8 protein-coding genes and 3 pseudogenes are annotated in these 13,907 nt (G+C 58.7%); 4 read left to right on the top strand and 7 right to left on the bottom strand.

Going from position 1 to position 13,907, the window contains the following annotated elements; genetic code table 11:
- Nucleotides 1-334 precede the first annotated feature (334 nt).
- Nucleotides 335-679, top strand: coding sequence for an ASCH domain-containing protein (locus A3CW_RS0143240; protein WP_028209047.1), 345 nt, complete (start codon nt 335-337; stop codon nt 677-679).
- A 96-nt stretch (nt 680-775) separates the two neighbouring features.
- Here A3CW_RS0143240 and A3CW_RS0143235 read toward each other — a convergent pair whose 3' ends face one another.
- The 3 genes and pseudogenes from A3CW_RS0143235 to A3CW_RS0143225 all read right to left on the bottom strand — a co-directional run.
- Nucleotides 776-2,860: an AAA family ATPase gene (locus tag A3CW_RS0143235; RefSeq protein ID WP_028209046.1), complete on the bottom strand. Its 2,085-nt coding sequence runs from the start codon at nt 2,858-2,860 to the stop codon at nt 776-778.
- A 1,927-nt stretch (nt 2,861-4,787) separates the two neighbouring features.
- Nucleotides 4,788-5,947: pseudogene (dinB, locus tag A3CW_RS49695) on the bottom strand (DNA polymerase IV).
- An 84-nt stretch (nt 5,948-6,031) separates the two neighbouring features.
- Nucleotides 6,032-6,314, bottom strand: a pseudogene (locus A3CW_RS0143225) (OB-fold nucleic acid binding domain-containing protein); the annotation flags it as partial.
- Between the two features lie 2,093 nt (nt 6,315-8,407).
- On the opposite strand from A3CW_RS0143225, the gene A3CW_RS0143220 reads away from it, so the two are divergent.
- From A3CW_RS0143220 to A3CW_RS54195, 3 genes and pseudogenes are all read left to right on the top strand, one after another.
- Nucleotides 8,408-8,782, top strand: a complete 375-nt coding sequence (locus tag A3CW_RS0143220; RefSeq protein ID WP_028209044.1) for an HVO_A0114 family putative DNA-binding protein — start codon at nt 8,408-8,410, stop codon at nt 8,780-8,782.
- Between the two features lie 461 nt (nt 8,783-9,243).
- Complete coding sequence (locus A3CW_RS0143215; protein WP_028209043.1) at nt 9,244-9,699, top strand: antitoxin Xre/MbcA/ParS toxin-binding domain-containing protein; 456 nt, start codon at nt 9,244-9,246, stop codon at nt 9,697-9,699.
- A pseudogene (locus A3CW_RS54195) lies at nt 9,696-10,158 on the top strand (RES family NAD+ phosphorylase). The gene A3CW_RS0143215 and the pseudogene A3CW_RS54195 overlap by 4 nt, the downstream one beginning before the upstream one ends.
- A gap of 204 nt (nt 10,159-10,362) precedes the next feature.
- Here A3CW_RS54195 and A3CW_RS0143205 read toward each other — a convergent pair.
- The 4 genes from A3CW_RS0143205 to A3CW_RS49685 all read right to left on the bottom strand — a co-directional run.
- Complete coding sequence (locus A3CW_RS0143205; RefSeq protein ID WP_028209042.1) at nt 10,363-11,064, bottom strand: hypothetical protein; 702 nt, start codon at nt 11,062-11,064, stop codon at nt 10,363-10,365.
- Nucleotides 11,065-11,917: 853 nt separating this feature from the next.
- Nucleotides 11,918-12,301 (bottom strand): hypothetical protein, encoded by a 384-nt coding sequence (locus tag A3CW_RS0143200; RefSeq protein WP_028209041.1) that lies wholly within the window; start codon nt 12,299-12,301, stop codon nt 11,918-11,920.
- Between the two features lie 591 nt (nt 12,302-12,892).
- On the bottom strand, nt 12,893-13,234 hold the full coding sequence (locus A3CW_RS0143195; protein WP_028209040.1) for an H-NS family nucleoid-associated regulatory protein: 342 nt from the start codon (nt 13,232-13,234) through the stop codon (nt 12,893-12,895).
- A gap of 466 nt (nt 13,235-13,700) precedes the next feature.
- Nucleotides 13,701-13,907, bottom strand: a 207-nt coding sequence (locus A3CW_RS49685; protein ID WP_028205504.1) for an ATP-binding protein, incomplete at its 5' end; no start/stop codon positions are given.

Here is a 13,907-nt window from a genome sequence, read left to right as displayed (position 1 = left end):
AACGTGGCATCGCGCTCGATGCGGCGTGCCGTACGCACGCTGATGCCAGTCTTGGCGGCCGCGACTTCCTGCGGATGGTGTTTGCGCTTGTTCATGTAGAGACGAACCTGTTGGTCGGTGATGCGGGTTCCAGACATGAGCTGACCGCTTCTTCTTTAAGCTTCGATCAGCCCATCCTAAAGCCCCGCCGACGCAGCGCTGCCGGTGGCTCGTCGTCTCCGGCGGCTACGCCGCCTGCGACTCCTCACCACCGGCCAAAACAATCGTCAACGACCGGCCAACATAATTGTCGCCGCCCAGGGGCTGAGCCTAAGTTCCTGTACATTCTCGATCTATGCAGACACTCAAACTAGTATCTCGACTGTTTCCCGAAGTGAAATCAGGGGATAAGACGTCCACGATTAGATGGCGTGAAAGACGCATCGAGCCGGGCTATCTCCGTTACGAATGCCTGGACAATCAAAATCCGTCTCTTGTGGTCTGGGTATGGCGTTGCACGGATATGCCCCTGTCCGAAGCGGCCGCGTTCCTTGGCAAAGATGCGGACTGGCCGCCCACCGTCATGCTCCAGGGCATGCGTGAGCACTACCCTGAAATTCAATTGGCAGATGTCGTACAGGTCGTCGAACACGAATCGCCAGAACAGACGAAACGGCGCACAAAGCCCGCTAATGAATGACTGCTTCTGGCCCGACAACGGCAGTTCGCAGTCGGCCTCGCATTGCGACACACTTAGTGTCGCGACGGAGGCAGAATGAAGGTGGTGTACGTGTCATCAGGGGAAGATTGCTTGCGCCCCATGTATCACGTCTGTGGCCCGGAAATCCGCCGTATGTTCGCGCATGCGCCGTACTGCCGCGATGGTGATCGCCTTGCGCAGGAGCGCGTCGGCGTCGGCGATAGTCCGGCCGCCGAGAAGCCTGTTCATCTGCGTGACGGCTTCGGGTTCGACTTTCCAGGCGTCATCCAGTTTGTTGGCGAGAACCGCCCGTACGTATGCAGACATCGCCTTGCTCGTAGGAACGTCGAAAAGAATCTTTTCCTCGAAGCGGCCGCCACGCACCGCCGCAGTGTCGATTCGGTCGTAGTGGTTGGATGCCGCGATGAAGAGCACATCGGGTGTCCGGCCGGAAGCACCATCCAGCGTGTCGAGGATCTTTTCGGTCAGCATGCCATGTCCGCTGTGTCGTCGATCCTGCAGGATACCGTCTACCTCGTCGAGGAACACGAGACATGGACGGATGTCACACGCTTCACGGTACAGTCTGTCCCACGAACGTGGGTCCGCGATGATGTCCGCCCCAGAGATCTTTAGGAAAGCGAAATTACTTGCCTTGGAAATAGCCATGGCGGCCTGCGTTTTGCCCGTGCCGGGTGGCCCAACAAACAGGACGCCACGTGGAAGTGTCGAGCCGAGCTTCTCAAGATTTTCTGCTTCCTTCATACGGTAAGCCAGACTGCGCAGCGCACCGCGGGATGTATCAGGCATGATGATTTCAGAGATGTCCTTGACGCCCTCAGGCAGGCGTCCTTTGCGTCCCTGCAGAAGGCGCATCGCCTGCATGCCGATCTCGAACGTGACCGGGCCCGTGAATTTTCCATCCCGATGCATCTCGCGCAGTTGACCTCCCAACGCTGTCAGTCGTGCGGCGCTAAATCCCTCCCATCGTCGGGCGAGCGCTGAAATAGGATCACGTTGGGCGAAACCCTTACCCAGTTCCGCTGTGATCGAACGCCGGAGAAGTGCAACGCGGGCAGCAAGGTCCGGCGCCGGGATCTCGACCTTTTGGAAACGTCCTTCCCGTTTGCCGGCGCTGTCCAGTTGGTCAAGGAAGTTTGTTGCTGCGACGAGAATTACCTTTGAGCCACGCAATCCACCGATCTCGGTGAGCATCACGTTGGTCAGGTCGCGATCCATTGAATGAACGTTTCCGTCTCGCGGCTTGAGGAACGAGTCTATCTCGTCAATGAAGAGAAGGCAGGTCCCAATCCGTCGCGCCTCAGCGAAGACCGCCTTGACCTTCGCAGGGGTTTCGTTGACCCATTTCGACGCGATATCGCCGTAGCTGATTGATAGAAAGGGCACGTCGAGTTCGCCCGCGATCCCCTCCGCGAACAGCGTTTTGCCGTTCCCCGGGTCACCGAACAGCAGGATGCCGTTTCCGTGTGTTATTGACGTGCCTTCAAGAATTCCTCTAGCAATGCGTAACAGGCGCGATTTGGTGTCGTCCATACCGACGACAGCTGAAAAGTCATGTCGCGGCTTTCGAACGTTCTCGCTGAAATCCCAGACGGGCGTGGGTACCTGCGCAGCCGGTACTGCACGCGGCTCGTGACTGGCGACCGGCTGCGGTACCGGCGTCGGAGCAACCGGTAACTCCTGCACCGCAGGCAGTTCGTTTGCAGAAGCCGCCAGCCTGGTGCGTGTCGCGGGTGCCAGCTTTTCGGGATATACATCTGGTACAGGCTGCTGGGGCGTGATCTTCATCTCAAGCGGGATGAAGACGCGCGTGCCCTCCACAATGATCCCGACAGGCGTACGGCGCTGATGCAGACGCCAAAGCTTGAAAGAAGCGGCTGCGATGGCAGCAATGGCAACGGGACTCCATGTCGTGAAGGTGAGTGTTGCGAGCGTCATGCCAAAGACAAGCACAATGAATGCTGTCCAGGTCCAGCCACGCACGTCGCGGTTTGGAGTCCAGACCAGTGATGCGGCAACGAGCGTCACAACCGAAACAGCAAGAGCATGCACGGTTTCATGGTGAAGTAGCGCGTGCCATTCGTGATGCAGATAAGCCAGGCAGGCGATAACTACGGCAACACGCACTATGATAAGCAATGCGAAATGTAAGGTCTTCATCTTGATCTCATGAGAGAGGGTTTCGGACCACACGAGGATTGTCGTCAAGGTGATCTGGATTCAGTATGTGACCCGCTCCTCGCGACGCAAGTCGACAGCGAGAAGCAGGAATATCAGTAGGGGCGCCTACCTGGCGGCTTCGTGACGCCAGAAGCGAACCGGCACGCGGACGCGCCTGCGGCGGATGCAACGTCTTTTAAGCCGGCAAACCGGGACGCGTTTTCTCCTGGTTTCGCGCCGCCGGACGTAACGCAGCGTCGACAGGCGTCGAGGCAGATCTACGGTAAGACGTGCGAGCCAGAACCGGAGTACCTCGACAGGAACTTCGTCGGGTACATAGAGCGTCATCCGTTTGCTCGAAATGCGAGTCACGGATTGCCCGTTAGGTTTGTAGGTAAACCGGCGAATCTTCATAAGCTGACTCCGAAGGCAGTGGCCGTTGATTTGGGATGCAGTGAACTCATTTCCTGTCGCGACGGCGTAGCCACCTGACCAAAGCGACAAGAGGGGCAAGGACATCAATAAGAAACCCTTGCGCCTCATCGAGGGCAATCTTCCAGAGCTTGCTTTTCATTTGTTCGTACTCCAAATTCACATGTTGGTGAGCTTGTGCGCGTGATATCGCGTGTTTTAACGTGGTGGATGCCAATACGCGCGTGTGGAGCGCGTCAACCGCGTTGTCACGACACTCGGGACTGACGTTCGTGACAGTTTCAGCTTCTCATGAGTTTTTCAGAGCGCAAGTTGCACCGGGGAATGACCCGAGTGCAGCACGTGGCCGGAGATGTGTAGCGCCGGCAGGTAACAGAGCATCACCATGGCGCAGCCGCAAGCTTCATGCATGACGTTCGTGAGGCTCACCAGCTTCCCGAATGGACGGCTGAAACACCAGTGGCAGCAACTAGTGCGTCGGGAATGCAGGGGAGCGGCTGAGCACGGCGACAAAAATCATGTGGGCAGGCGCTTTAGGCCTGCTCATCCGTGTTCTCGATGCCGAATAGTGGGGAGCAAAGAACGTGTCGCCCGACACGGGGACTCGGGGCGTTCACAGCGTCGCGAGGCTGCATTGCCTGAGACATGCGCGGAGGCGGCGCGGCGGCAAGGTCGCCGTCCATGGGAAATGGCTACCTTCAGGAGAATGCGTGCACGTCAAACGCATGTTGCCGAATACATGACCCCGCAGGTTTGATTGACAGGGCGAGATGCATCATCGACTCCGGATCGCACATGAACGACAACGACTTGTCCCATGGAAGCAAAGACCTGCGCCGGACCGGTGCCCCATCAAATGGTTGTCACGTGATGGATGCCGTTCGACCGCGGATCGGGTGGTCGCCGGAACCGCAAACGAAGGCGCGCGGTATATGGCAGATTCACTGCGCGACCCGTACGCAGCCCAGTTCAAGCCAGAGGCGGGAAAACGTCTTCGGATCCGCTATTCATCTTCATCCGATTCCTGGTCACTACTGCAGTCTTGTCCAGATTCAGTGGGTGCGCCAGCCGGTTCCGTGCGGACCTTGCGCAGCGGGCCAGCAAGTACGGTGACGTGTTCCGGAAATGGAACAGTGGCAGGGCGCAGGGCTTCTTCACGTGTGGCGAGGGCGAAACGCCGCAGGCGGGCCTGGAGCTCACTGGATGTCTCGTCAGGAAGCGGGGAAGGTCGCTTTCGTCTTTTCATTGCGGGTTCCTCTGAATGTGGATAGCCTGGGCGGCTTCGCATGACATTGCCGAGGTGCAGCATCGCCTGCGACGCAGTCACGGCCGATCGATTTTCAATACTAGCCGCAGCCAGTTCTGAAGCAAGCCCCGGTTGCTAACTTCACCCATCAACATCAGTGAGTGGCGGCTGCAGCGGGCCGCCAGTACCGTCCGCGTGTTGATCCCATAGCGGGAAGGCAGGCGGAAAGTCCCGTTGCATCCGACGTCGTTACCGATCAAACGGCAACTCCGATTGCGCCGGCGTCGCGGCAGGAGCGTCGCCTGTGGCGCGGTCGAGTGAGCCGATGCGTACGCCAATCAGGCGAATGCGCCGATCGAGCGGGACCCGTTTCAGACACTCGCCTACGGCGCGGCGGATCGCCGCCGCATCTGCAACCGGCTCGGGCAACGACAGATCGCGTGTGACGATCTTGAAGTCCGCGAACCTGATCTTCAGGCCGACGGTCCGGCCGCTGTAGCCTTTGCACTGAAGGTCTTCGGCAACGCGTTCGCAAAGGCGTGTCAGTGCAGGAGTCAGGGTCGCACGGTCCCGGCTTGCATGCATGTCCCTTTCGAACGTCGTTTCGCGACTCATCGACTTGGGCTCCGAAGACACGACGACCGCGCGATCATCAAGGCCTCGAGCGATTCTCGCCAGCCACGCGGCGTAGGTGTGTCCGAAGTGCTCCTGCAGCAGACCGGGATCCGCTGCGGCGAGATCGCCGACCGTCGTAATTCCCATGCTCGCCAGACGTTCGTTTGCGCGCGGGCCGATGCCGTTGACCTTCTTCGCCGCCAGCGGCCAGATCCGTGTCTCGAGGTCGGCCATCGACAGGATGGTAAGGCCATCCGGCTTGTCCAGTTCGGAGCCGATCTTTGCGAGCAGCTTGTTTGGCGCGATCGCGATCGAACAGGTGAGGCTGGTCGCCTGTCGCACGGCCGCCTTGATCCGGTTGCCGAGATCCTGCGATTCACCCTCCACGTCAGTGAGATCGATGTAGATCTCGTCAATCCCGCGATCTTCAATCTGGTCCGTGAACGTGTGAACGGCGTCCTTGAAGAGTCGCGAGTAGCGGCGGTAAGAATCGAAGTCCGTAGGCAGGAGGATGGCATCAGGCGCGAGCTGAGCGGCTTTCTCATGCCCATTGCGGAGAAAACACCCAGGGCGCGCGCCTCATAGGTCGATGTCGTGACTACGCCTCGCCCGGCATAATCCCGTAGCCGTGCAAAGCGGCGTGTGCCGTCCGCCAACATTTCAGGCGCTGCATTGCGCCCGCCACCGATCACGACCGCCTTGCCTCGCAGTTCCGGATAGCGCAACAGTTCCATGGACGCGTAAAACGCGTCCATGTCGAGGTGTGCAATCCGGCGCGGTCGTTGGCTTGCCATGTTGCGGTTACCGCGAAATTTCCCAGGCGGCCCGACAGCGTTTGTGCATCAGCGCAGTTCCCATGTGAGTGTTCATCAGTTGCCTCACTGGCAGAAGTTGCGGCTCGCGGTCGGAAGCTTACCAAGCAGCGCGCTGACGTCAACGAGCCGGTTTGCAACCAGGTGCCTCACTTCGCCCTCGCGTTGCGACACACCGTAGATGGCGAGCAGCGACGAACCCAATGCTTCGCGTCGGAACTTCTCGAGCACGGACTGCCAGACGATGATGTTCACGGTGCCGGTTTCATCTTCGAGCGTCATGAACATTACGCCGCTTGCGGCGCTGGCGGACCGTGACGATGCCGCAAGCGCGTGTGAGTTGCCCGTTGCCATACCCTCCGCGGGTAACGACTTTTTTAACCGCCTCGCCCACAAAAATGCGGACAGGTCCCAGGTATCTTCACGTACTCTCACCCATACCTGCACGTACCTTCACCGATACCTTCACGTACCTTCACCGATACCTTCACGTACCTTCACCGATACCTGCACATACCTGCACATACCTGCACATACTCGCACGTACTCGCACGTACCTTCATCGATACCCTCACATACCAACAAATCACGTGAATCATTTGCCCGCGCTACACTCAATCCAGTGCGCCGAAACGAACGGCATATTGCTGCGCATTTGCACGTGAAAGCCCCAAACGCCGCGTCCAGGTGTTGTTCGGGTGCGGGTGTTCGAACAGCATGCAGCATGAATGTTGAAAAGTCCTTATCTCACGATGTCGAACTTCCTTTTAACGCAGGGCAGATATTGCGTATATCCAGCGATTATGATTGGCTTCAGTCCAGCGATTCGGATTGGACATCTCTTCCCACCGCAAGGAACACTCCAGCCGCCACTGCGGCAGCCCAAACTCTCGCGAGCGGGCGCCGCCTAAAGAGCTTCGCGAAACGCCTGACCTCTATGTAATTGAAGTACCAAAACGCCTTACTGCGGCTTTTTTAAAATCAAGCTGAACGGGACTACTTTGGGATACTGAGGTAACGCTAAGGCCTTACCGCATACGGTTCCCAAGGGGAAATGGGATACATCCCGTACCCTTTACAGTGTGTCCCATTTCAGCCTTTCCCCCCCCGCATAAGGAGGCCTCACTGTCGCCGCGACGGGTCGTTGACTCATTCGCGCATGCGACAGACAAGCGGACGGCTCCCCCTTCTCACTCTCCCGGAGGAAGGGCACGCTAACCTAGGTACGAGCGCTACCTTTAGCTAGGGCATCATGGCAGTGGGGCACGCTTCGCTTGGTCTCCTCCGATACAAAAGGACTCCGCGCCTAGCTGCGGCTAGGTAACCCGGTAACCGTAAGGCTCGGACCAAGTGGCTGACATTGGACTATGGGCAGGCTCCTGGAAGACGTTTTTTAGAGACATCGATCGAACTTACGGTTAATCGCGGCTCTCCTGTCGTCCGAACGCTCTAAATTCCGTGAATAATCCTCATCTCGAATAGAAGTGATTTTGGGGGCGAGGCAGCGCTTGCACATATCCCTCTGATATGTTTAACTGTGCTCCAGTGAGTCTGACGGGACGTTGCCCCCGGGCCGCAAGGAACACCCAAGCCGCCACTGCGGCAGCCCAAACTCTCGCGAGCGGGCACCCCCTGAAGAGGTCCACGAACTACCCGACCTCGATGAAGTTGAAGTACCCAAACGCCTCACGGCGTTTTTTTCAGAAGCACTCGAATCCAAATACTATCCAATACTGAGGTAAGGCCAAACCCTTGCCGAGTGGGCATCCCGGGCCGTGTTCCAACACATCCCAGACCCTTTTGGATTTTTGGATTCCACCAAACTCCCACGCACAAAGAGGCCTTTGCCGTCCCCGTGACGGGCCGCTGACTCATCGCACTTCGGCGACAGACAGGCGGAGGGCCCCCCTATCCCAACCCGGGAAGAGGGCAATCAAACCAGGTACGAGCGCTACCTTTACCCAGGCCTTCACGGCAGTGGGATGCGCTTCGGTTCGTCTCCACCGATACAAAAGGACTCGACGCCTAGCTTCGGCTAGGTAACCCGGTAACCGTAAGGCCCGGGCCAGTTGCTGGAATTGGACAATGAGCAGGCCACTGGAAGACTGACTTTTTAAAGACACTGCCGAACTCACGGCTAGTCCATCCCGTTGTACGGGCACGCTGTTGCCCGAGCCCAGCCGAGTAGCGGGCTAAAACTGATCCTGATGCGAGAAAGGGACAGAGCAGCGAAGAAGGACATGCGCCTGTGCGAATGCGTTGTCAGTGAGCGGGTGAACTGTAACTTTGAAGAGTCGCGAGTTGCACCGGTAGGAATCGGAGGGAGAATAGTATCGGGCCGGAACTGCGCGGCAGGTCGACGTCGTGCCCCATCGTGTGCTCTCGTCGGCTTGACCGTTGAGGTTTTTTTGAAAAGCCTTGGATCGACTTTGGGAGATGTGCATGAAGAAATTGCGTATCGGACTTGGGACGCCTGACGATTTCTTTGCGCAAGGCAGGCATATCGCCCGCGCAGCGGATCGGGGAGAGTCCATCGCCGAGACATTCAGTGTCGAGTTCGAGGACCCGGAAGATCTTATGCAGGTTTTGACGCGGGCACGCCTCGGGGTATTTCGAACCGTGAAAGCTGAGCCGGCTTCGGTGTCTGCAATCGCGAGGCGCCTGCATCGTGACCGGAGCGCTGTTAAGCGCGATGTGGATGTTCTGCGTGATGCCGGGCTTGTGATCGTGGAAAACATGCCCAATCCGGGTCGTGGGGCGCGCGAAATCGTTCGTGCCACGGCAGCGCACGTCGAACTGCATGCCCGCATTGCCTGATGCTGACCTGAACGAAGACTGCATCCTTCCGGGGTTGACGAGCCGGCCGGAAGATCGCTTCTCAAGCGATTGCGGCAAAGCGGATGCTTCCTGACGGGCCGTATTAAGGAACTCCGGAGTGCCCCCGGGATGCGATGGAGCGGGAGGTGCTGCGGAGGGCAACAACGCTGCGTTGAGATTTTTTCCGCTGCATCTTCCGTTCGTGTACCGGGAGACGACAATTTTCACTGGACAGGAGTGGGCCCTTTTTGGGTTCGCTGCCTTACGACCGGGGACGTACGCCTGGACTCCTCGAATCACTGCCGGTCGACGCGCGCCGGCCAGCTGTGACTGGCTGCGGGGAGCGGATTCGCCGTAGTAGATGGGTCGCACGCGATTTGCGCGGCGCGGACCGCTACAACAGGCAGGCACAATCTGTGAAAAAATACCCATGGCGATTGGGCATTTTGCCTGGAGGGTCCATGACTACCGTTGAGTATCGTCCCACTGGACGCTTCAACCCGCGGCATACCGAATTCTCGCTTCTGGGAAGTTTGCTCCAGGCAACTATCCGATCCGATAATGATCTTGCCGCGCTGGCGACACAGCGCATCGGCGTGGAGGTGCTTGACCGTCTCGGGGAGCATGGTCTGAAGGCCGAAGAGCACCTTTTTACCATTCCTCGCCGAACGCTCTTGCATCGCCGCCAGAAGGGCGAGCGCCTCTCAACTGATGAGTCCGACAAGGCTATTCGTCTCGCGAGGATAGTTGCACAGACCGAGACGGTGTCTGGAAGCCAGGAAAAAGCCATGAACTGGCTTCGCGACGGCAAGGAGCGATTTGCCGGGAAAACGCCGCTCGAGATGGCAGCAACGGAACACGGTGCACGCCTTGTTGAGGACGCGCTGGTTCAAATCGACGAGGGATACCTCGCGTGATGGAATTATGGAGGATCAGCAATTACGCGGACCTTCGGGGCATCGGCGGGTTGAGGGCGTCTGGCCGGTGGCACTACCGGGGGCAACCCTTCGTCCAGCTGGCGGAAATTCCCGCGCTTGCGCTGCTGGAGGGCGTGGTGCACCACGCGAATTCGGGGCGCCGCGGGTGTTGCCTGATAACGATCAACTGCTTCGCGTGGAACTTGCTGCGGGCGCGGAGCTCGCGGCGAATGTCATCCCCGATGATTGGCGCGAGAATGCGGACCGGACGCAGGCAGCCGGTAGTGAGTGGCTGGCGTCAGGGCAGGCGTTGCTCCTCAAAGTTCCGGGCGCCATTCTCCCTCATTCGTACAACTATCTGTTCAATCCGGCCCATCCCGGAGCTGGCTCCTCGATCCTCTCGAGGTACTGAAAGCGCCATACGATCCGGGAATGCGGACGATCTTTGGGGACAGGTAAGCTTGGGCATCGCGCTGGAGCCTATTCGGGCAATGGGCTCGATGATGCAATTCCATGAAACAAGGTTGGGCACATCATCTGGGGTCACTGTGCAGGGCGCAATGCCCCAGTCTCTCCCGTCATTGGGAGACCGGGGCATTTTCACTCCCGATCGCTGCGACTCCGGCACAGGGCACATCGAAATCGTGCGATCGGCAATTGCGCTTATTGTGACTTCTTCGCCTCGCAGCAGGGGCATTCGCGCGCTGGAGCGGAGACCTCCAGACGAATCTTGTCAGTGTCCGCGATGCGCATCGAGACAACCGAAGCGATGGGCAGGCTGGCGCGGCTCGCCTGACGGGCGTACCAGTCCCAGAATCCAGGGTGGCCGGCGGCGTTCGTGAGCGCATACTCGTCGACGAAGTGCTCACAGACCGGAGCGTCGTTGAAGACCTTGCATCCAGTAGTGCCGTCTTTCCTCTTGTAATATGTGAGGACGCGGTATCGGCGGCGCATGCCGCCCGGCCCGAATTCTCTCTGTTCCCAACGTCTGAAATCGACAGGATCAAGCACACGGCTCGCTGCGATGCGCAGTGCCTTTTTCCCGATTGGACCCGCATCATTCTCGAAGTGCTCGCGTGTCAAAACCGTCACGACGCTCGCTGGACTGCTCTCGCTGCCGCCCTCGATAGCGACTACCGCAACCATGAAAATCATCTTTTCCTTGTCAAGGAAGAGGTGGTAGGAGCGATTTGCGGAGCGAAACGGCAGCGCCACGGCACAGCGTGTCGTGACCAACTCCAGCACACGGCTTGGCGCAACGGACGTTCGCTCGGCTGCCCGTAGACGTGCGTGCTGGCTCATGTCGACGCTGTACCCACAGGCCGAAAGCGCTGCGGTAATTTTGATGTGGTTGGCTGCTTTCATCGCTCAGGTATCCTTTACGTTTTGAATACCCCCATCATCGCGCGCGTTTGCCGGGATGCAAGTTTCGCTCAGGAGGGGGCTTCTGCCTGGCCGGGGAGGAGATGAACCGGGAAAATGTTCCCACTCGGAGCGTGCACGATGCTCGAGGGCATTGGCGCAACCGCGGTTCGGACGGCCAGCGCGGTAGGGCAAGCGATACCGGGATCGATGAAGTCCCGGAAAAGCTCACCGTTCAGGACGAGAAACGGTTCGTCTGTATTGGCTCATACTGACCGCAGAACGCGAATCAGGTGTGATACGCGTCATCGTCCCTGGCGTCGGCGCGTTTGGATCCGCCTTTTGCCTTATTGCGATGTCGGACTCATTCCGCCCACTTTCGCGAGAACCTGACCAAAAGTATCGTTCAGGCTGAAAAAGCCTTGCGGGGCGCACTGACCGGTTTGTGCGCGGTCGTTACTGTGAGCGGCGTGGTTTGCGTTATGCCGACGCAGGGGGCAGGCATTGCATCTCGCGCCAGATCTTTGACCTTCAGTCCTGTGTGGATCTTTTCGAAGCGCCTGTCATTGCGACCATATCGCATGTGCATTGGGCAACCGCGTCGCTGAAGGAGACGATCAAGACCGCGAAACGAAGGGTGTTCGCCTGTAAGCGGTCGTCGAGCGAGCCACCTGGTCTTGCGAATGACCATTGATCGCTCGATCATCAGAAAACCGAACGACATGCCTCAACGGTGACAGGGAAGGCTTCAGCACACAACGGTGAAACACGGCGTGTACGATTGGTGTGCCAGGACTCGAGAGCTCGCACGTCGTCATTCACCTTCGCATTCGCATACTCTCGGCGCACTCGACGGCTAGCAGTCCTTGTGCAGCGCGGCAGCAAGGGTGCAGTACGCGGCGTCACGATCAACATCGTCCCGCCAGCTTAGCCGCGGACGACCGCCTCCATCGCGAAAGTACAGCACGCCCTTGAGATCGAAGCCACGGGGCAGGTATGCCCCGGATCGAGTGGTGCGCAGTTCGTCGAGGCTATCGGGCAGGCGTCCATGGTCCTTCTGAAACGCGAGCGCCGCAGATGCTGCGGCGCCCAGTCCAGCCTGCGGCCAGTCCGTCGCCGTCAACTGCGCGGCGTGTTCGCGTACATGCTCGCAGACGACCATTGACGCAAAACCGGCAACGAGAGCGAAGCTGGTAATGACACAATATTCGAGCGCGGTTCGCACAGCCGTTCTCACCATGAGTTATCTCCGCATCCATATGAGTTCCATCTCAAACATTTTTTCATGTGTTGCAGAGACGGCAAGTCGCGCGCAGCGAACGGTTCTGCTGTCGCAGAAATGAAGGAACTACGGGTGCATGTTCAAAAAGGAGCGGTAGCGATTCTGCGGGGTCGTCGACTTTCCGATGCTGATGTCATCACGTCCACGAACCCATGGCGTGAGGATATAGGCCGGGCTGCATGTTAAGGACGATTTGGCTATCCGGGCGGTCTCCCTGCTCGCCGACGAGTGGCCAGATTTACCAGCCTTCGAGAAGGGCGATTTGTCTATGGTTGGCAGGCAGTGCTGCATCGCTACGCCATGAATTGAGCAGTCCGCCTGTCAGGATCCACCGGTATTGACGTGATCACTACGGTGTCAATCTGAAGTAGCAGGATATGTTCATGAACGGAAGGCGGTGCTCGCATAACCCGGCTGCCTTCGAAGCGCGTTGAGAAACGACGCGAAGAAGAGGTCGTATGCGGATGCTTAACTCAGTTTGCCGATCCTGCGGGGAAAGTGTGATGCCGATGACCTTGGCGCCCATTCGGCGCTGGAGCGGAGCGGCTCTCAAGCGGCGCCAACGCCCTCTGTCTTGATTGCTGCAAGTCTGGTCCCAGCAAACGGGTCATTGCGCCAGTCGGCGCCGGTGCGCTTGCCCGGATCCCGGGTCGATGCCGAATCAATTGCAAAATGCTCAAGAGACTGTCCGGCGCTGATCGCCTGAACCACCCATTGCGGCGGAGCGCCTTTGCCATCCCATGTGTTTCCGGAAGCGTCGCGGAAGCGCACTGCCCGCAACCGCTCCTGATCTGCCGCAATTGAAGTGGCGATGTCTTCCGGTTTGATTTCAAATTCGGCCATCCGTCGCCTCAGATAGGCCACGATGCTTTCGCGCTTTCTTTCATCCATTCAGTATTCTCCGCGCAACAATCTGTTTTCGCACAGGTGATTGCAAATCGCGTGCCGCCAGGATACCACGCGACCCGGTGCCCCGTGCTGACGCAGCGAAGAAGGCGGTGGTGTTTTGAACAACTGTCTTGCTGGGAGCGGCACAGGGGAAGTGCCCAGACTGGCGGTCGGTGTTTTCAAACAGTATAAGGCAATCGGGAAACGACGCCTCGTATGCTTGCGCACCTTCTGTCGTGGTTTGTTGCACGCACGATCGCGTGTGCGCAACAGACCGGAACATCGGTTATGCGAACACTGATGCGCGGGCACGTGGTGCGTTAGCAGGGAATTAAACGCCTCGCAGCAAGGTAGCATGCGAGCGGAAAAACTGCGATTCCGCTACGCGCAGACAACTTAGACGGCGTCAAGCAGCACGGCCGGTCAGCGACAACCATCTTGGCCGGTCGACGGGTGTAGTTGTCGCTGGTTAAGAGGCCATGGTTGTCGCTCCTTCTTCGTAGTTGTCGTTGGGTAATTGTCGTCGGCGCGCGCTCTGTTTGTCGCTGGCCTTACGGCGGCGATAGCTCTCAACATTCAGCTCGAAGATCGTCGAGTGATGCACGAGCCGGTCGATGGCGGCAACCGTCATGCCGGGGTCGGGGAACACGTCATTCCAGCCAGAGAACGGCTGATT

The organism is Paraburkholderia nodosa DSM 21604 (assembly GCF_000519185.1).
GTDB lineage: Bacteria > Pseudomonadota > Gammaproteobacteria > Burkholderiales > Burkholderiaceae > Paraburkholderia > Paraburkholderia nodosa.
The sequence above is the reverse complement of the archived record's forward strand: the minus strand, read 5'-3'. Positions and strand labels throughout refer to the sequence as shown.